General features: G+C 69.0%; 11 protein-coding genes. 4 read left to right on the top strand and 7 right to left on the bottom strand.

Features of this window, described 5'->3' with window-relative positions; translation table 11 throughout:
* Positions 1-92: 92 nt before the first annotated feature.
* Together ACZ1J6_RS15290 and ACZ1J6_RS15295 are read right to left on the bottom strand one after the other, a co-directional pair.
* Entirely contained in the window at positions 93-4,823 is a 4,731-nt protein-coding gene (locus ACZ1J6_RS15290; protein WP_465128233.1) for an NAD-glutamate dehydrogenase domain-containing protein, read from the bottom strand.
* A gap of 286 nt (positions 4,824-5,109) precedes the next feature.
* Positions 5,110-6,234 (bottom strand): glycoside hydrolase family 68 protein, encoded by a 1,125-nt coding sequence (locus tag ACZ1J6_RS15295; RefSeq protein ID WP_465128234.1) that lies wholly within the window; start codon positions 6,232-6,234, stop codon positions 5,110-5,112.
* Between the two features lie 219 nt (positions 6,235-6,453).
* On the opposite strand from ACZ1J6_RS15295, the gene ACZ1J6_RS15300 reads away from it, so the two are divergent.
* The 4 genes from ACZ1J6_RS15300 (at position 6,454) to ACZ1J6_RS15315 (ending at position 12,658) form a co-directional block, all read left to right on the top strand.
* Positions 6,454-7,833, top strand: a complete 1,380-nt coding sequence (locus ACZ1J6_RS15300; RefSeq protein WP_465128235.1) for an MFS transporter — start codon at positions 6,454-6,456, stop codon at positions 7,831-7,833.
* Between the two features lie 22 nt (positions 7,834-7,855).
* Positions 7,856-9,016 carry a LacI family DNA-binding transcriptional regulator gene (locus ACZ1J6_RS15305; protein WP_465128236.1) on the top strand — a complete coding sequence of 387 codons (1,161 nt, stop codon included), beginning with the start codon at positions 7,856-7,858 and terminating at the stop codon, positions 9,014-9,016.
* A gap of 199 nt (positions 9,017-9,215) precedes the next feature.
* The gene (locus tag ACZ1J6_RS15310) at positions 9,216-10,934 is read left to right on the top strand and encodes an Hsp70 family protein (RefSeq protein WP_465128237.1); all 1,719 of its coding nucleotides are present in this window, start codon (positions 9,216-9,218) and stop codon (positions 10,932-10,934) included.
* On the top strand, positions 10,931-12,658 hold the full coding sequence (locus ACZ1J6_RS15315; RefSeq protein ID WP_465128238.1) for a hypothetical protein: 1,728 nt from the start codon (positions 10,931-10,933) through the stop codon (positions 12,656-12,658). The genes ACZ1J6_RS15310 and ACZ1J6_RS15315 overlap by 4 nt, the downstream gene beginning before the upstream one ends.
* A 52-nt stretch (positions 12,659-12,710) precedes the next feature.
* On the opposite strand, the gene ACZ1J6_RS15320 is transcribed toward ACZ1J6_RS15315, so the two are convergent.
* The 5 genes from ACZ1J6_RS15320 to ACZ1J6_RS15340 all read right to left on the bottom strand — a co-directional run bounded on the left by ACZ1J6_RS15320 (position 12,711) and on the right by ACZ1J6_RS15340 (position 18,763).
* Positions 12,711-13,901 (bottom strand): BaiN/RdsA family NAD(P)/FAD-dependent oxidoreductase, encoded by a 1,191-nt coding sequence (locus ACZ1J6_RS15320; RefSeq protein WP_465128239.1) that lies wholly within the window; start codon positions 13,899-13,901, stop codon positions 12,711-12,713.
* A gap of 88 nt (positions 13,902-13,989) precedes the next feature.
* Positions 13,990-15,642: an NAD(P)/FAD-dependent oxidoreductase gene (locus ACZ1J6_RS15325; RefSeq protein WP_465128240.1), complete on the bottom strand. Its 1,653-nt coding sequence runs from the start codon at positions 15,640-15,642 to the stop codon at positions 13,990-13,992.
* Between the two features lie 114 nt (positions 15,643-15,756).
* Positions 15,757-16,755 carry a tRNA lysidine(34) synthetase TilS gene (tilS, locus tag ACZ1J6_RS15330; protein WP_465127449.1) on the bottom strand — a complete coding sequence of 333 codons (999 nt, stop codon included), beginning with the start codon at positions 16,753-16,755 and terminating at the stop codon, positions 15,757-15,759.
* Positions 16,736-17,704, bottom strand: a complete 969-nt coding sequence (locus ACZ1J6_RS15335; RefSeq protein WP_465127450.1) for a tetratricopeptide repeat protein — start codon at positions 17,702-17,704, stop codon at positions 16,736-16,738. Before ACZ1J6_RS15335 ends, tilS begins: the two co-directional genes overlap by 20 nt.
* A 144-nt stretch (positions 17,705-17,848) precedes the next feature.
* Positions 17,849-18,763 carry a helix-turn-helix domain-containing protein gene (locus tag ACZ1J6_RS15340; protein ID WP_465127451.1) on the bottom strand — a complete coding sequence of 305 codons (915 nt, stop codon included), beginning with the start codon at positions 18,761-18,763 and terminating at the stop codon, positions 17,849-17,851.
* Positions 18,764-18,816 lie beyond the last annotated feature (53 nt).

Consider the following 18,816-nt stretch of genomic DNA (forward strand, 5'->3'; position numbering starts at 1 on the left):
GCGGCTCTGCGCGACTCTGGATTGCTTCGCTCCGCTCGCAATGACGAAAGGAATGGAGACGGGGCAGGAGAAAACCCCTGCCCCGTCTCCACTTACCGCCCGAGCAGGTTCCGCGCCTGGCTGGCGATCTGCGCCAGCATGGCGGGGCTCAGCGGCACGGTGTTTTCCGCGCGCTGCACCATCGCGCGGAAGGTCTGGATCGCGGCGATATGCGCGCGGCCCCATTCCTCCGCGGCGGCGGCCGGGTCGGACTTGCCGGCCTTGGTCGCGGCCAGGCGCTTCAGGAAGTCGAGGCGCATCTGCTGGAAGTCGCGGGCAAGACCGGCGACGAGCAGGCGCTCCCACGGGTCAGACGGGTTCATGATCGAGGCACTGGCCTGCGCCCAGTCCAGCCCCAGTCCCGCGCCGATGCGGGTGAAGGCCCCCACCAGCTGACGCGGATCGATCCCGGCATCGGCCGCCAGCGCGGCGATGCCTACGGCCCCGTCGAGGTCGTAGAGGTTGGCCACCATGCCCGCCTCGTCCTCGGGCGCGCCGAGTTCGAGCAGGCCGCTGCGCAGCTTCTTCGAATGCGCGACGATGCGTTCGCCCAGAAGCTCGTGCGTGTCGACCGAGAGCGTGGCGACCGGCTTGCCGATCCGGGCCATGACTTCGGACGGCGCGGCCTGTCCCGCGCCCGCCCGCAGCAGGTCCGCCATGTGCCCGCGCACCACGCCGGCCGTGCGGTCGAACAACGCGATGCGGGCGTCTTCGCTCATCGGCGCCACTTCGAGGCGTTCCCAGAGGGCGTCGAGATCGAAGAGCTGCTCCGCCAGCGCGAAGGCGGCGGCGACTTGCGCAAGGTCCGCGCCCTCCTCCTCGGCCAGTTCGAAGGGATGGACGATGCCCAGGCGATTGACGATGCGGTTGGCCAGCTTGGTGGCGATGATCTCGCCGGCCAGGCGGTGGCCTTCGATGAAGCGGGCGAACCTGGCCTGCATCGGCTGCGGGAAGGCCGCCAGCAGCATGGGCTGGAGCGTTGCATCCGTCGCCAGGGCCGAGTTCTCGATCGCCGCCTGAAGCACCAGCTTGCCGCTGGACAGCAGCACCGCCAATTCGGGGCGGGTCAGCCCGCGCCCGTCCTGCGCGCGGCGGCCGAGCGTTTCGTTGTCGGCCAGCCCCTCGGTCTTGCGGTCGAGATTGCCGCCTTCCTCCAGCGTCTCGATCAGGCGGATATGCGAAGGCATGGCCGTCGCCCCGCCGCGCTCGGCGATGGAAAGCGCCAGGGCCTGGAGGCGGTTGTCCTCCAGCACCAGTTCCGCCACTTCGTCGGTCATCTCGCGCAGCAGTTCGACACGCTCTTCCTCGGTGAGCTTGTCGGCCCGCTTGGCGGCGGCCAGCGCGATCTTGATGTTGACCTCGTTGTCCGAGCAGTCGACGCCTGCCGAGTTATCGATGAAGTCGGTGTTGATGCGCCCGCCTCTGGAGGCAAACTCGATGCGCGCGGCCTGGGTAACGCCCAGGTTGGCGCCTTCGCCGATCACCCGCACGCGCAGTTCGTTGGCGCTGACGCGCAAGGCATCGTTGGCCGGATCGCCCACAGTGGCGTTGTTCTCGCCGGAGGACTTCACGTAAGTGCCGATACCGCCGAACCACAGCAGGTCGACCGGCGCCCAAAGGATCGCCGAGATCAGCGATTCGGGGTCCAGCTCGTTCGCCTCGATGCTCAGGGCGGCGCGCACTTCGTCCGTCAGCGCGATCGACTTCGACTTGCGCGAGAACACGCCGCCGCCCTTGGAGATCAGCGCCTTGTCATAGTCTTCCCAGCTCGAATGCGGCAGGTCGAACATGCGCCGACGCTCGGCCCAGCTTTTCGCGGCATCGGGGTCCGGGTCGAGGAAGATGTGGCGGTGGTCGAAAGCGGCCACGACCTTGAGCGAGCGGGAGAGCGACATGCCGTTGCCGAACACGTCGCCCGACATGTCGCCGCAGCCGATCACGCGGACCGGGTCGTTCTGCACGTCGACGCCCATTTCCAGGAAGTGGCGCTGCACCGAAAGCCAGGCGCCGCGCGCGGTGATGCCCATGGCCTTGTGGTCGTAGCCGTTGGAGCCGCCGCTGGCGAACGCGTCGTCCAGCCAGAAGTCGCGCGATTCGGCGATGCCGTTGGCGACGTCGGAAAACTTGGCCGTGCCCTTGTCCGCCGCGACCACGAAGTAGGGGTCCTCGCCGTCGAGGATCACCACGCCCTTGGGGTGCACGACCTTGTCCGCGACGATATTGTCCGTGATCGAGAGCAAAGTGCCGATGAAGATCTCGTAGCTCGCCTGCCCCTCGGCCGCCCATCCGGCGCGGTCGAGCGCGGGATCGGGAAGCTGCTTGGGATAGAAGCCGCCCTTGGCGCCGGTCGGCACGATCACCGCGTTCTTCACGCGCTGCGCCTTCATCAGGCCCAGGATTTCGGTGCGATAGTCGTCGCGGCGGTCGGACCAGCGCAGTCCGCCGCGCGCGACGGGGCCTGCGCGCAAGTGGATGCCTTCCACGCGGCGTGAATAGACGAAGATCTCGCGCCAGGGCAGCGGCTTGGGAAGGCCGGGGACCAGCGCGGAATCGAACTTGAAGGCCAGCGCGGTCTCACCGGCGGGCGCGAAGGCATTGGTGCGCAGCATGGCGGCCACGACATCGCGGAAGGCCCGCAGGACGCGGTCGTCGTTGATGGCGTTGACCTCGGCCAGGCCGGCGCGGATGGCTTCCTGCGCCTGGGCCTTGGCCTGGGCGCGGTCGCCCTTGAAGGCGGGATCGTGAATGCCGCGGAACAAGTCGATGATGCCCAGCGTCACGGCCGGAGCGCCGAGCAGCGCATCGACCACGGTGCCGATACCGAAGTGCATGCCCGCCTGGCGCAAGTAGCGATACCAGGCGCGCAGCCAGTCGGCCTCGCGCTTGGAGAGGCCGAGGCCGGGGACCAGGCGGTTGAAGGGATCGTTCTCGGCCTGGTTGTTGAGCACGCCGGCCAGGGCGTCCTCGATCATCGGCGCCAGCTTCAGCACTTCCCGCGCATCGCTGCCGGTCGGCAGCGCGAGCGTGAAATCGTGGATCGTGCCGATCCGGCCGCGGTCGAGCGGGGTCGGCATTTCCGCCAGCACCCGGAAGCCGAAGTTCTCCAGCGCGGGCACCGCGTCGGACAGCGGCAGGCTGCCCTCGGCCTGGTAGATCTTGAGGCGAAGCTGCGGCGCTTCGCCCGAATCGTGCTGGTAGAGGCGCACCCCGCGGCTGCCGCGCGCTTCGGTACCGGCATCGCCGACCACCAGTCCGCGCATGTGGCCGATGTCGATGGCGGCCTCGCCCGGACCGTAGTCGCTGCGATAGGCCATCGGGAAGCCTTCGGCATAGCGGGTGGCGATGGCGGCGGCGCGGCCGGGTTCGAGCGACTGGGCCAGCGCGGCTTCCACCGCCTCGCCCCAGCCGCGCAGCATGACCTGCAGACGGTGGTCGAGCGCTTCCTCGTCAAGCGCCTGGGTGCCCTCGCGAATGTCGAGCGTATAGCGCAGCATGGCCAGGTTGCCCGCCTCGACACTGAGCGCCCAGTCCAGCGTGGGGGCTTGTGCGGCCTCCTCGATCATCGCCTGGATGCGCTTGCGCATCTGGGTGGAGAGCGTGTCGCGGGCGATCCACACGAATGCGAAAAGGTGGCGCGACAGCGGCGAGGCAGTGACCACGAGGCGCGGGCGCGGACGGTCGACCAGCGCGGTCATCGTCGTCGCCAGGCGCTCAACGTCGGCTTCGCCGAAGCCCAGCACCAGGTCGTGCGGCAGGCTGGTCATGGCATGGGCCAGGGCCTTGCCGGTGTGGCCGCCCGGGTCGAAGCCCAGCTTGCTGCCAAGCCCGGCCAGGAGGCGGCGCAGACGGGGAACCCGGTCCGGCGCAACGGCCAGCGCGGCGCTCGTCCACATGCCCGCATGGACCGAAAGCGCGGCGATCTTGCCGCCCTCAATGACCGGCACCAGGAACAGGTCCAGCGGTACCCGGCGATGGACGGTGGAAATGACATTGGCCTTGATGACCATCGGCGCACGCACCTCGCCCGCGGCAAGCTGCGCATCGAAAGTCTCGAAGGCGCGGTCGTAGCTGGCGTCGGACAGGAGGTCGCGGGCCTCGCGCTTGCACACGCCGAGCTGGTCGGCATGGCTGCCGTCGCGGCGGCGGGTGACATGGCCCAGCTGGGTGAGCATGCCGCCGGCGAACCAGCGCAGAAGCTCGGCGCCTTCGGCATCGTCGACGCGGTCGGCATCGGCGTCCATCGCCTCGACCATCTTCGGCCAGTCGGCCACGGCGATCCGCACGTCGGCCAGCGTGGTTTCCAGCGCGGCCTGGATGTCGCGGCGCTGGCGCGCATCGGCACGGGCGGTCTCGATGTAGATCATCGATTCGCGGCGCGCGCCTTCGCCGGCCTCTTCCGGAAGGGCGACGAGGTCGCCCTTGGCATCGCGCTCCACGCGAACGACCGGGTGAGCCAGGCGGTCGATCACGAGGCCCGCCTCGGCAATGACCGCAGCGACCGAGTCGACCAGGAAGGGCATGTCGTCGTTGACGATGGCGATGCGCAGATAGCGGCGCTCGTCGTTCTCCGAAGCGATCTCGATCACCGGCGTCTCGGGCGCGCGGTGCGCGGCCAGTTCGAGCAGGACGTGCGCGGCTTCCTCGACCCAGGCGCCTTCATCGGGCGCGTCGCCGGGCAGCAGCGAATCGCGGATGCGCGCCACGATGGCAGGCTGCAGCGCGGAGGCCTTGCGACTCGGCTTGGTTCGGGTCTTGGGGGCGGCGGTCAGATCGTCTGCGCTCATTGCATTCTCCCGCATATCAACGGCAGGCGAGGCGTCGCAGTGCGCCTGCTGCCAGACGACGAATATAGGGCCGGTCCAGCGATCCGGCATCCTTCCGCTTTTCCGCCTCGGGCGAAAGATGACGGCAGGGCCTTTTCAACCACACACATGACGATGCGGCGACCCGAAGCGACCGGCCGGTCTCGTCGGCATGGCGAGGTTGTAACGTGATTTCCCTGTCACGCAACATTCGTTTAACGGTGCGAAATTGATTTATTTGCACTTCGGCGGCGGAGGGAATTGCCGCCTAGCCGAGCCCGGCCCTGGCACCGTCCAGCCAAAGCTGGAGGAAGGGCGCGAAAGTGCCCCCGAAGTGCGCTCTCCCGCGAGGTTTGCCCCGCTTCTGCCCTTCGCCCGGCCCCCGGTAATCGACGAAGCTGGCGACTTGCAGGTCTGGCAGCACCCACCAGCTATAGGCCTGCCACGGCGCGTCCTCGGGATTGGCGAAAACCAGCCCGTGCCCGTTGAGCAGACGCCACGGCGCGCCGATCCCGGTGGAAACCGCCCCGTAAAGCCCCGTGGGCGCGGCGATACCCGGTGCGAAGACACCTGCCTGGGTCGACCAGAAGAGATAGCAGAGCCCCCCATGGCTCACGATATGCGGCCGCTCCAGTTCGTTGTTCACGCCTGCCGCGTCGACCAGCGGCGGTAGCTTGGCGAACATGCCGTCCGACTCTTGCCGCGCCAGACCGATCACCCCGTTATGGGCGCCGCGCCGCACGGCCGAAGAGGCTGTGAACAGCACGTAGCGCGCGCCGTCCGCCGCGCGGAACAGGCTGGGATCGCGAAAGGCCTTGATCGCCCCGGCCCGGCCGCCGCCCTCGTGCCGGGTCATGTAGTGGAGGTCCGCCGGCGCGACGATTTCCTCCGGCTCGGACCAGTCTCCAAAGGCCCCTCCGCTCTCCGGCAGCCGCGCCCGGCTGGCAAAGAGGCGCTGACGGAACGAGGGATCGCGCTCCCCCCGCAGCCCCGCCGCGGTGAAGCGCAGTGTCGCCACCCCGTCCTCTATCGTGGCGGAACCGGACCATTCGCGGCTGCCGGGCGTGAACCCGTCCGGGAACGTCGCGCCGAGATGGCGGAAGCGTCCGTCCTTGCGATGGAAGTGGTGGATGCGCGCGTGGGCATGGCGCATCTCGGGGTCGGCAAAGGCCGGAGCGGCGAGTGCGAACCACAGTTCGCCGCTGCGCCAACGCCGCGGCGTGCCATCGATATCGGCCAGCGGCCAGGCGTCCCAGACGTCCAGATCGCGCGAAATGCGGCGGACGTCCGCGTCCTCCAGCCGCGGCGCCCTGTCGAAAGCGCCTGCTTCCAGCCGCGCGAGATCGCGGGCCGTCCACGGCAGCGGCGAGAGGGCCAGTTCGGTTTCGGGCATGCGCGAATATCCCTGCAATCGAGGACTTTGACTCGGAGCTTCACGGCTCGGCAGCGAGCAATGGATTGCAGGGTATCCGTGACTTTTCGTCAATTCCGCAATTAAACCTAGGAAATCGCCCCTAAAACCCCGGTCCCATGCCAGGGCGGTAGATCGACGGATTTGAAGCGCACCGGTTTCGCGATAGAACGAGGCACGGCCGCAAGTTCGGAGGAGCCCATGAAGCCAGGCGCAAAGCCCGAACTCTCGCTGCTGCGCATCTGCGAAATGAACCTCGGTTTCTTCGGTCTCCAGTTCAGCTTCGGCCTGCAACAGGCCAACATGAGTCCAATCTACCGCACGCTCGGCGCTACCGAGGCGATCCTGCCGCTGCTCTGGCTGGCCGGGCCGATGACCGGGCTGATCGTGCAACCCCTGGTCGGCGCGATGAGCGATCGTACCCGGTCCCGCTTCGGGCGGCGCACGCCCTACTTCCTGATCGGCGCGGTGATCTGCTCGCTGTGCCTGCTCGCCATGCCCTATTCGCCCTCGCTCTGGGCGGCCGCGGCCCTGCTCTGGTTGCTGGACGCGGGCAACAACGTGACCATGGAGCCCTACCGCGCCTATGTGGCCGACCGGCTGCGTCCCGCGCAGCGGGCCACCGGCTTTCTCACGCAAAGCGCCTTCACCGGCCTCGCCCAGACACTGTCCTACCTTGCGCCTTCGCTGCTGGCCGCCACGATCGACCGTGACCTGCTGGACGCCAACGGCATTCCCGCCATCGTGCGCGTGGCCTTCGCGATCGGCGCCGTGCTCTCGCTTTCCACCGTGGTGTGGTCGCTCCTGCGCGTGCCGGAACTGCCGCTTGCGGAAGCGGATGGCGCGCTGCAAACCGGCCGCGAAACCGCGACCTCCCTCGCCCCGCGCGCGCTGCTGCGCGAGCTTGGCGCGGCCTTGCAGGAGATGCCGGCGCCGATGCGGCGGCTGGCGCCTTCGATGCTCTGCCAATGGTATGCGATGTTCGTCTACTGGCAGTTCATAACCGACGCGCTGGCCCGTTCGATCCACGGCACGTCCGACCCCGCCACGCCCGCCTATCGCGCGGCGATCCTGGAGACCCAGCAACTCGGCGCACTCTACAACGCCATCGCCTTCGCCGCGGCGCTGGCGCTCATCCCCCTCGTGCGGCGATTCGGCGCGGCATGGATCCACATGGCCTGCCTCGCCGCTTCGGGAATGGCCATGTGCTTGATACCCCAGGCCAATTCGATGGCCGCCCTGGCGCCGCTGATGATCGGGCTTGGCCTCGGCTGGGCCGGAATGATGGCAAATCCCTACATCATTCTCGCCAGCGCGATCCCTCCCGAACGGACCGGTCTCTACGTTGGTCTTTTCAATATTTTAATCGTGGCGCCCATGTTGATCGAGACGGTGACGATGCCATTGATCTATAAATCGCTGCTGGCTTCGGATCCGCGCAATGCGCTGGTCCTGGCCGGGTTCCTGATGCTGGCCGGTGCAGGCGCGACGCTTCTGGCAGTCGCCCCGCGCCGGCCGCAGCGTGGAACACACAGATATCAAACGGACCACCCGTTTCCGCCGCGGGATTCGAACAGTTAGCCGGCCGGAAAAAGGAAGATGGATGGCGGGGAACGACGATCAGCTGATGGACATGCCGGCGCCCGGCCCGCTTGAAGGGACCGAAGCCGCGCCGAATGAGAGTGGCCTGCGCGAAGGGGGCCTGCATGGCGGGGCTGGGCATGGCGGGGCTGGGCATGACGACCGCCGCCATGTCCGCACCCTGGCCGATCTCGCCCGCATCGCCGGCGTTTCGGCAGGAACCGTCTCGCGCGCCCTGGCCGGCAAGGCCCTGGTCAATGCCGAGACGCGCGATCGCATCCAGGCGCTGGCCCGCCAGCACGGATTCAAGCCGAACCAGATGGCCAGCAAGCTGCGCACCGGGCGTACCGGGGTGATCGGCGTGGTCATTCCGCTCGGCCATGAAAAACGCCAGCACATCTCCGATCCGTTCTTCCTGACGCTGCTGGGCCATCTGGCAGACGAACTGACCGAGAGCGGCTACGACGTCATGCTCAGCCGCGCGATGCCGGACGGCTCGACGGACTGGCTGGAGCGTCTCAGCGGGTCGGGCATGGTCGACGGGATCATCGTCATCGGCCAGTCGGACCAGTTCCCGGTGATCGAACGGGTGTCGCAGACCTACCGCCCCATGGTCGTCTGGGGCCACTATCGCAGCGGCCAGAGCCACTGCGTGGTCGGCACTGACAACGAACTGGGCGGCCGCATCGCCGTGGAGCATCTGCTGGCTGCGGGCGCACGCAATCTCGCCTTCCTGGGCCAGACCGGCGGGATCGAGATCGCCACCCGCTATCGCGGCGCCGCCATTTCGGCCGAGGCGGCCGGCGCGCCCTTCGTCCATCTCCCGGTCGAACTGGCGGACGAATCGATGGGACCGCAGATCGAACAGGCGCTCGCCACGGCCGGTCGCGCGATCGATGGCCCGATAGACGGTATTGTCGCCGCGTCGGACCTCATTGCCATGTCGGCCCTGCGCATCCTGCACGACATGGGCCGCGCGGTTCCCGGACAGGTGCGGATCGTCGGTTTCGACGACCTGCCGCTGGCCGCGCAGACCACGCCGCCGCTCACCACCATCCGTCAGGAAATCGCCGAGGGCGCGCGGGCGCTGGTCGAAAAGCTCAGGGCCCGGATCGAAGGGCTGCCCACCCAGAGCCTGGTCATGCCGCCCCGCCTCGTCGTGCGCCAGACCACGCAGAGCTGATCGCCGCCGGCTTTCGTCTCCATCCGCCCGTTTCCCGCTCTTTTTCCTGCCTGGGCATTTCCCGGCCTTCTGGTGATTCCACCTGCGCCGAAAATGCTCTAGGCAACGATTGCCTCGCCGGTGGAATCACGCCCGGCGGGACAAAGTGCGAAGATGAGGGGGTTTTTTCGGTGGTCCGGGAAGTGAGCGGCACGGCGGGATGCTGATCGGGATCGATCTGGGGACGACGAACAGTGCCGTGGCGATCTGGCAGGACGGCGAAGCCGTGCTCGTGCCCAATGCCCTGGGCGAATTGCTGACCCCTTCCGCCGTCTCCGTCGCAGCCGGCGGACAGGCATGGATCGGCCGTCCCGCGCTGGACCGCCTTGCCGCGCATCCGCAGGATACTGCCACCAGCTTCAAGCGCCTGATGGGCACCGCCGCCACGGCCCGGCTGGGAAGCCGGCTCGGCGGCAAGGACTACGCTGCCGAGGACCTCTCGGCGCTGGTGCTGAGCGCGCTCGCCGCTGATGTCGAGGCGCTGACCGGCGAACGCCCGACCGAGGCCGTCATCACCGTCCCCGCCTACTTCAACGACCGCCAGCGCAAGGCGACGCGCCGTGCGGGCGAACTGGCCGGGCTTACCGTGCGCCGCCTCATCAACGAACCGACCGCCGCCGCTCTTGCCTTCGGCCTTCAGGACAAGGGCGACCGCGAGCCGTTCCTCGTCTTCGACCTCGGCGGCGGGACGTTCGATGTCTCGGTGGTCGAGATGTTCGACGGCATCGTCGAAGTGCGCGCCTCGGCCGGGGACAACCGGCTGGGCGGGGACGATTTCGACCACGCCCTGGCAGCCTTCGCCAAGCCGCGCATCGATCCGGAAGCCAGGCTGGACGCCTTGCCCGCCGACCGGCGCGAGGCGCTGCTCAAACGCGCGGCCGAGAGCTGCCGCCGCGCCCTGACCACAGCCCCCGAAGCGGAATTCGCGGTAGTTCTGGGCGAGGAACGCCTCGCCGGCACGATTACCGAGGCCGAGTTCGAGAGCGCCTGCGAACCGCTGCTGCGCCGGCTGCGCGAACCCGTGGTCCGGGCCTTGCGCGACTGCGCGATCGACGCTTCGGAACTCTCCGAGATCGTTCTGGTCGGCGGGGCAACGCGCATGCCGGTGATACGCCGGGCGATCACCCGCCTGTTCGGCCGGTTCCCCAATGCCTCGGTCCATCCCGACCATGCCGTCGCGCTGGGGGCGGCGATGCAGGCCGCGCTGCTGGGCCGCGACGCCGCGCTGGACGAGATCCGCATCACTGACGTGTGCCCCTTCACGCTCGGCGTCGAAGTGGCGGAGCAGGACGGCCACGGCGGCTTGCAGCGCGGGCTGTTCTCGCCGGTGATCGAACGCAATACGCCGGTGCCGGTCTCGCGAGTGAATACCTATTCCACTCTGGGCAACAACCAGAAGACGCTGGAATTCGGCATCTACCAGGGCGAAGCCCGCGAAGTGCGCGGCAACGTCAAGCTGGGCCACATCGCCATCCCCGTGCCGCCGCGCCCGGCCGGCGAAGTCTCGGCGGAAGTGCGCTTCTCCTACGACAGTTCCGGGCTGCTGGAGATCGACGTCCACATCCCGGTCAACGGCACCGAGCGCAACCTCGTCATCGTCGACGAGGAGGACCGGCCCGGCCGCAAGGAACTGGATGAGCGCCGCGCGGCCCTGGCCAGGCTCAAGTTCCATCCCCGCGAGGATGCCGCTCACGTCGCGCTGATGGCCCGCGCCGAACGCTGCTACGAGGATCACATCGGCGACGTCCGCCAGGCGATCGGGCACTGGATCACGCTGTTCGCCGGTGCGCTGGATACCCAGGACCCGCGAAGCATCGCCGATGCCCGCGCTGTCCTCGCCGCCCGGCTGGACGAAGTCGAAGGGAGCAGCCCCTTATGAGCGCCCCCTGGTCGATCCTCGGCATCGGCATGACGGCCGACACCGCCGCCATCCGCAAGGCCTATGCCGCGCGGCTGAAGGCCATGGACGTGGACCGGGACGTCGAAGGATTCGCGCAGCTTCGCGAGGCCCGCGACCATGCGCTGCGCCTGGCGCGGGGCATGGCCGCCGCCGCGACCGAAGAGCCGGAACCGATCGACGAGGATGCGGAGTTCGAGCCGGAATTCGGACCTTCTCCCGAAGCGCCCGCGCGCTGGACTTACGCCGCGCCGGAACTGCCGGGCGAATGGAGCGGCGCCCAGCCGCTGGCCGCCCGCCCGGGCGAGCCGGACGACACCACCATGCTCGGCCGCATGGCCTGGGCCGCCGCCGCTGCGCGCGAGGGCGTGAGCGGCGCGGGCATTCCGCTCACCACCATCGATCCGTTCACCGCGCCCTTCCTGCCGGGCAACCACGCCGCCGACGATGCGCTGGGCCTGCGGCCCGGCGAAAGCCCTGCCGAGCGGCTGGCGATCCTGCTCGATCCCGAGAGCGCAGCAGCCAGCGAGCCGCTCTCCGAAACCGAGGCACGGCAAGCCACGCGCGCCTTGCGCAAGATCCTGGACGATGCCGCGCAGGCCCATATCACCCGCGCCCAGCAGATCGAGGACTGGCTGGCCGAAGTCCTCGCCCGCGGATGGCCCCGCTCGGCGCCGTTGCTGGAGGATGCCAATGCCGCCTTCGGCTGGGAACGGGAATGGGCCGCTCACGACGCGCGCCCCGGCGTCGCCTTCCTCGGCGCGCGCCTGCGGGGCTATCGCTTCCAGCAGAACGTGCTCCAGCCCGGCCATCGCTATCACAAGGCGTGGAACGAGTTGGCCCGACCCGGCAAGGCCGGCCTGTTCCGCATGCTCCGCAAGCCCGCGCAAGGCGACGTGGACGGCCTGCTGCGCGGCGTGCGCAAGAACTTCCCCGAGCTGGAAACCCATTTCGCGCCGGAACGCGTCGCCTCGTGGGAGGGCGGCAATCCTTTCGCCGCCGGTCTCCTGGTGCTGCTGGGCGTGATCGCCCTGGGGGTCGTACTGGCACTGGCGGACAGCCCTTCGGGCCGTCGCTCCACGCTGGAGCACGATAGCTGGGCCGCCATGCAGGCCGCCGTCGAGGAAACCTTCGGAGAAGGTCACGATCCGTCCTGGCTATGGGACCGTCAGCCGGAACTGGCCGGGCTGCTCAATGCGCAGGCGCGCGACTTGCTGGAGAACGGGCAGGACCAGTCCGCCGTCGTGCGCAAGTCCGTGGAGATCGTGCGCGGCCGCAGCTTCCTCAATGGCCGCGAATTGCCGGGCGCAGACCTAGACACCGCCATGACCCTGCGCCTTGCCCAATTGCGCGCGGCACGGGCGCAGAGCGATGCGGCCTGCATCCACTTGCGCAATTCCGGCGTGCTCGACGGGATCACCCCGGTCCCGCCCGAACTGCGCGGGAAAGAGCGCGAATTCGCGGCGCACCTCGCGGAAACCGGCAAGCTCGGTCGCCCGCGGGACCACGGCGAGCGGACCGCCATGGTGCCCGGCGAACTGATCGACGAAGTGGTCGACACGACTCGTCTGAGCCATGACAAAGTGCGCGAGGCCATGTCGGGCAAGGGCGACGATGCCACCGGCTGCGCCGTCACGATCGCCCTGCTGGACCGCACCCTGGCCTGGAAGGGCGCGAACCGCCGCGAGATCCTGATGACGCTGTGACGCGGTGCCCGGGCAGAATTCGCCAGGCCCGCGCCAGAGACTCCCCCGGCCGCTAGAGCGCCAGTCCGGCGGCGCGAGCGCTCGCCCAGGCCCATTGGAAGTTGTAGCCGCCCAGCCAGCCCGTCACGTCGGCCGCCTCGCCGATGACGTAGAGCCCCGGCACCTTGCGCGCTTCCATGGTCTTGGACGAAAGCGCGCCGGTATCGATCCCGCCCGCCGTCACTTCGGCCTTGGCGAACCCTTCCGAACCGTCCGGCACGAATGGCCAGCGCGCCAGCTTTGCTTCGGCGGCGCCCAGCGCCTTGTCGGACATGGCGCCGAGTTCGCCGGGGAGGGCCAGCCTCTCGCAGAGCGCTTCCGCCAGGCGGTCCGGCAAGGCCTCGGCCAGAACCTTGCGCAAGCTAGTGCGCGGGCGTTCGCGCTTGGCGTCCTTGAGCCAGCCTTCCGCCCGACCGGGCATGAACTGCGTGGTCACCGTCTGGCCGCGCTGCCAGTAGCTCGAAATCTGCAGGATCGCCGGACCGGACAGCCCGCGATGGGTGAACAGCGCCGCTTCCCGGAAGGCCGCCTTCCCCGCCTCCTTGCCGCTGACCCGCGCGATCACTTCCGTCGAAACACCCGAAAGCTCGCGAAACAGCGCCTCGTCCCCGGCCAGCGTCAGCGGTACCAGGGCCGGGCGCGGCTGCACGACCTTGAGGCCGAACTGCCGTGCAAGATCGTAGGCGAAGCCGGTGGCGCCCATCTTCGGGATCGAAGGCCCGCCGGTGGCGATCACCAGCGCCGGAGCCTCGGCGACGCGGCCGCCGAAGGCCACGCGGTAGAGGCCGTCGGCATGGGCGATCTCACCCAGGGCATCGCCGCAGTTCACCTCGACCCCGCCCTTGGCGCATTCTTCCAGCAGCATGTCGACGATCTGCCGCGCCGATCCGTCGCAAAACAGTTGGCCCAGCGTCTTCTCGTGCCAGGCGATGCCGTAGGCCTCCACCATTTCGAGGAAATCGGCCGGTGTGTAGCGGCTCAGCGCCGACTTGGCGAAGTGCGGATTGCTGGAAAGATAGCGATCGGGCGCCGTGTCGAGATTGGTGAAATTGCACCGCCCGCCCCCTGAAATCAGGATCTTCTTGCCCGGCTGGTCGGCATGGTCGAGCAGCAGCACGCGCTTGCCCCGCTGCCCGGCGGAGGCCGCACAGAACAGCCCGGCGGCCCCTGCGCCAAGGACGATGGCGTCGTAGGCGTCTTTCAAGGCATGGGCCTTTCGGCTGACAGCGGACGAGCAGTGGGGATCGCGGGAGCCTTGGAGAAAGCCCGCTCCTGCGCCGGGTGCGAAAGGATCACTGGCCGGTCTTGCCCCCATCCCCAGCCGCAACCGGAGCCAGCTCCAGCGCGAGCGCCTCCGCCACGCGGATGCCGTCCACCGCTGCCGAGAGGATGCCGCCGGCATAGCCCGCGCCCTCGCCCGCGGGATAGAGCCCACGCGTGTTGAGGCTCTGCAGGTCCCGGCCGCGGGTGATTCGCACCGGCGAGGACGTGCGCGTCTCCACGCCCGTCATCACCACGTCGGGATGGTCGTAACCCGGCACCTGCCGTCCGAAGACCGGCAACGCCTCGCGGATGGCGTCGACGACGAAGTCCGGCAGGCAGGTCTTCAACTCGGTGAGGTGAACGCCCGGCTGGTAGCTTGGGATCACTTCGCCGAATTCGGTGGAAGGCCGGTCCGCAAGGAAATCTCCCAGCTTCTGCCCCGGCGCCTTGTAGTTCTCGCCGCCCGCCTTGTAGGCCAGCTCCTCGAACTTGCGCTGGAAGGCGATGCCGGCCAGCGGGTCTCCGGGATAGTCCTTGTCGGGATCGATATCGACGACGAGGCCGGAATTGGCATTGAATTCCGCGCGCGAATACTGGCTCATGCCATTGGTGACGACGCGGCCCGGCTCGCTGGCCGCCGCCACCACGCGCCCGCCCGGGCACATGCAGAAGCTGTAGACCGTGCGGCCGTTCGAGGCCTTGTGCGCGATCGAATAGGCCGCCGCCCCCAGGATCTTGTTGCCCGCATTGTCGCCGTAGCGCGCGGTGTCGATCCAGCTTTGCGGGTGCTCGATGCGAACGCCGATCGCGAAGGGCTTGGCCTCGATATAGACCCCGCACTTGTGCAGCACTTCGAAAGTGTCGCGCGCCGAATGGCCCACCGCCATGATGACGTGACTTGCAGGCAGCAGTTCCCCGGTGGAGAGGTGCAGGCCGGTGATGCGGCGTTCCCCGTCCGCGCCCTCCTCGACTTCGAAGTCGTCGACACGGGTGCCGAAGCGATATTCGCCGCCGAGTTGCTCGATGGTCTCGCGCATGGACATCACCATCGTCACCAGACGGAACGTGCCGATATGCGGATGGGCCTCGGTGAGGATGTCGTCCGGCGCGCCGGCCTTCACGAATTCGGTCAGGACCTTGCGGCCGAGGTGGCGGCTGTCCTTGATGCGGCTGTAGAGCTTGCCGTCCGAGAACGTGCCCGCGCCGCCCTCGCCGAACTGCACGTTGCTCTCGGTATCCAGCACCGAGCGGCGCCAGAGGCCGAACGTGTCCTTGGTCCGCTCGCGCACGGCCTTGCCGCGTTCGACGATGATCGGCCGGAAGCCCATCTGCGCCAGGACCAGCGCCGCGAGCAGGCCGCAGGGCCCGGCCCCGATCACCACCGGGCGCGGGCCGTCGAAGCCTGCGGGCGCATGCGTGACGAACTTGTAGGAGGTGTCCGGCGTCAGGCGGACGTGCTGGTCGCCGTGGTGTGCGGCCAGGACTTTCGCCTCGTCCCTGACCGCCACGTCGAGGGTATAGACCAGCTTGATCGCGTTCTTGCGCCGCGCGTCGTTGCCGCGGCGCACCACGGTGACGCGCTCGAGTTCGCCGGGCTCCAGACCCAGCCGCGCGCAGACGGCGGCATCGAGATCCTCGGGAGCATGGTCGAGCGGCAGGGCAAGGTCGGACAAGCGTAGCATCCGCGCGCCCTTATACCCGTTCGCGCCGCGACGCCACGGGTTTGCGGAGCGGCGGACCGAGAGCGCCGCCCGGACATGCCCTTGCGGCCCTGGGGCGGCGCAAGGGCCGGGACGCTAGGGCCTGGTCTTGCGGGCCGCGCGAACCGGCGCGCGGGCGAAACTCCAGCCCCCGGCATTGGGGCGAACCACGAGATCGCCGATCGAAGCAGGGCGTCCCTCGCGCAGGCTTTCCAGCAGGCGCGCCACGGCGCTGCCGCGCGGTTCCTCGCCGCCGAGTTCGGTGATGCAGCGCGCCAGCACCCGCAGCGCGACGGCGCGCGGGGCCTGGGGACGATAGCGCAGGCCCATCGGCTCCTTGCTCACGCAGGAGCGCCATTCGAGCGCTGCCATCCAGTCCAGCGCGGCATCGGCTTCGGCGAGATGTTCGGCACTGCGCGCGATCGCAGCCACGTCCAGCCAGTCGGCCCCGGCCAGTGCCTTGCGGATGCGCACGCGGTCGAAACGGTCATTGGCATTGCTCGGGTCCTGCACCGTGCCGATCCCCGCGACGACTTCGGCAAGCGCGCTGCGCCGCCAGTCCAGCACCGGGCGCAGCAGTGGTATCGCCGTCAGCGGCACATGGCCGCGGCTGCGCGCGCCGGCCAGCCCGGCCACGCCGCTGGCGCGGTTGAGGCGCATGAGCAGGGTTTCGGCCTGGTCGTCGGCATGGTGGGCGGTAGAGAGAGCCGCAAGGCCGCGCCGCTCGATCCACTCCGCCAGCGCCGCATAGCGCGCCGCGCGGGCCTCGGCCTGGACATTGCCGGGCGCCAGCGACACCTTCAGCGTTTCATGCGGGACACCCAGGCGGAGGCAGAGCGCGGCGACATCGTCCGCCTCCTGCCCGCTTTCGGGGCGAAGGCCATGGTCGACGGTGGCCGCTTCCACCCGCCCCGGCAGGGCCGCCTGGGCCAGCAGGAGCAGCGCCGTGCTGTCAGGCCCGCCCGACACCGCCACGGCGAGCCGGGCCTCCGGCGCGTCGACGCCTTCGGGCCAGAGCGCCGACAGCCCTACCCGGAACCGCTCGACGGCTTCGGGCGCGGGCGTCAGCTCGGGATCAGGCGCAGCCCAGTCCACTGCGCGTGGAATCGTAAGTGCCCTTGAGGCGGCCGGCGGCCTCGCTGGCATAAGTTTCGCTGAATTCGGCCAGCGCGATGCAGGCCCGCTTGTTGTCCTTGAGCTGCTTCATCGACACCGCAAGGTACAGCAGGCTGTCCGGCGCGCGATCGCCGCGCTTGTCGGTCTGGTAGTTCTGGACGAACCACTTGGCCGCCTCCAGCGGATTGCCATCGTCCAGATAAGCGCGGCCAAGCAGGTTGCGGCCCCAGCTCGAACGGGCGTGCTTGGGATACTTCTCAAGGTAGAGCTTCAGCTGCTGCTGCGCCTCGGGGTAGAACTTCGCTTCCCACAGGCGGTAGCCATAGCTGTATTCGTCATCCGCGGCATCGGCGGTCTGCGGCTTGACGATGGCGCGAACGGCCTCGATCCGCGAATTCGACGGTCCGGCCGGGCGCGCGGGCGTAGCGGCAACGGGCGTTGCCGTGGGCGCCGGGGTCGCGCCGGGCGTCGGTGCCTTGCCGGGAGAAGGCGAGAACGATCCGGGCTGCTGGCCCTGCTCCGGCGCCATGGCACCGGGCATCGCCGCCGCCGGAGCGCTCGCCGCCAGGCGGGCCTCAAGCTGGTTGATGCGGTTGGTGTTCTGCTCGACTTGCGAGGTCAGCTGGCGAAGCTGGCCTTCCACGGCATCGATGCGCAGCAGCATGTCGCTGATCGGCGTCGAGGCGGGCTGGCCGGGGGCCGGCGTGGGCGTGGGCGTGGCCGGCTTGATTTCGGGCTCGAAGAACTTGCCGTCACCGCCCGGGAAAACCTTGCGCTGCAGCGCGCGCACTTCGGATTCCACCTTGTTCAGGCGGGCACCGGTATTGTCCTGCGCCTGGGCCGGCATGCTCGCGCCGACCAGCGCCAGGGCCACGACAGCCGTTGCGGCCAGCCGCATCCGGCGCACTTCCATGGAAAAACGGTTCATCGCCAAGTCTACTCCGTGCCAGGGCGCGCCGTGCGCCCTCTCGGGTTCCGGGACGCCATGGACAGGAGAAACGGAACCGCGTGTTAACCAGAAATGCCTTGCGGGCGGAATTGCCGCAAACGCTGCCTCCTTGTCGAGGCAGGCTCAGTTGGAAGTGGTGGAAAGCGCCGCCGGAGCCGAAGCCCCGGCCGTGGGGACCGTCGCGGGCGCTGCCGGAGCAGGTGCTCCCGACGGCGCAGGCGCGCCTGCCCCCGATTGGCCCCGCGCCAGCAGGTCCGCCGGAACCAGCGAAACGCCGGACATGACCATCGGCTTGGTGGCGAGCGGCGCGATGGCCTTGCCGCCGACCGTGATCGCCAGACCGTCCGGCCTGCCGAGCCGAAGCTGCGGCGCCTGCGCGCCCTGGGGCACGGTCCAGCTCTCGTTCTGCTTCAGGGTCTTTTCCACCAGCTTGCCGGTGGTATCCGTGACGCGCAGCCAGACGCCGTCTACCGTGGCCGTCAGCACGACCGGGCCGTTCGTCGGCTGCGGCGCGGGCGCCGGAACCTGCGGCGCGGCGGCACTGGGCGCGGCGCTGGGCGTATCGGAGGTGAGATCGGGCAGCTTGCCCTCCGGCGAGAGGTAGTTGCTCCAGAACACCAGCAGCACCGCGATCACCACGATCGCGCCGGCCGCGGCAACCCAGGCAAGGCGCAGCGACGGAACGCGGGCGGGATCGCCGGGCTCGAAATGCGGGACCACCACCGGTTCGCGCGCACCCTCGGCATCGAGCTGGCGGCGCACTTGTTCGGCGATCGCCTTTTCGTCCAGCCCCAATGCCCGGGCATAAGTCCGCGAGAAGCCCACCGCATAGGTGCGCGCGGCAAGGTCACCCAGCCGGTCTTCCTCGATGGCGGAGAGATGGCGCTCGGCAATTCTCGTCTGGACGGCGATCTGCGCGAGGGTCAGCCCCGCAGCTTCACGCGCCCGGCGCAAGGTCGCACCGACCGTGGACGAAGAACTTCCGGCCGCAGCATTGGCCAAACCTTCGGACGGCCCCTGATTTTCAACGTTTTCCATTCCGCTCCCGAAGGGATGGTAACTGAACCTGACGGGAATCCACCAAACCGCGC

It is taken from the genome of Novosphingobium sp. BL-S-21 (genome assembly GCF_055521655.1).

Bases quoted from the DNA above. Each gene is read 5' to 3' on its own strand.
- ACZ1J6_RS15290 (WP_465128233.1), bottom strand. From the start codon at position 4,823: ATGAGCGCAGACGATCTGACCGCCGCCCCCAAGACCCGAACCAAGCCG.
- ACZ1J6_RS15295 (WP_465128234.1), bottom strand. From the start codon at position 6,234: ATGCCCGAAACCGAACTGGCCCTCTCGCCGCTGCCGTGGACGGCCCGC.
- ACZ1J6_RS15300 (WP_465128235.1), top strand. From the start codon at position 6,454: ATGAAGCCAGGCGCAAAGCCCGAACTCTCGCTGCTGCGCATCTGCGAA.
- ACZ1J6_RS15305 (WP_465128236.1), top strand. From the start codon at position 7,856: ATGGCGGGGAACGACGATCAGCTGATGGACATGCCGGCGCCCGGCCCG.
- ACZ1J6_RS15310 (WP_465128237.1), top strand. From the start codon at position 9,216: ATGCTGATCGGGATCGATCTGGGGACGACGAACAGTGCCGTGGCGATC.
- ACZ1J6_RS15315 (WP_465128238.1), top strand. From the start codon at position 10,931: ATGAGCGCCCCCTGGTCGATCCTCGGCATCGGCATGACGGCCGACACC.
- ACZ1J6_RS15325 (WP_465128240.1), bottom strand. From the start codon at position 15,642: ATGCTACGCTTGTCCGACCTTGCCCTGCCGCTCGACCATGCTCCCGAG.
- ACZ1J6_RS15335 (WP_465127450.1), bottom strand. From the start codon at position 17,704: ATGAACCGTTTTTCCATGGAAGTGCGCCGGATGCGGCTGGCCGCAACG.
- ACZ1J6_RS15340 (WP_465127451.1), bottom strand. From the start codon at position 18,763: ATGGAAAACGTTGAAAATCAGGGGCCGTCCGAAGGTTTGGCCAATGCT.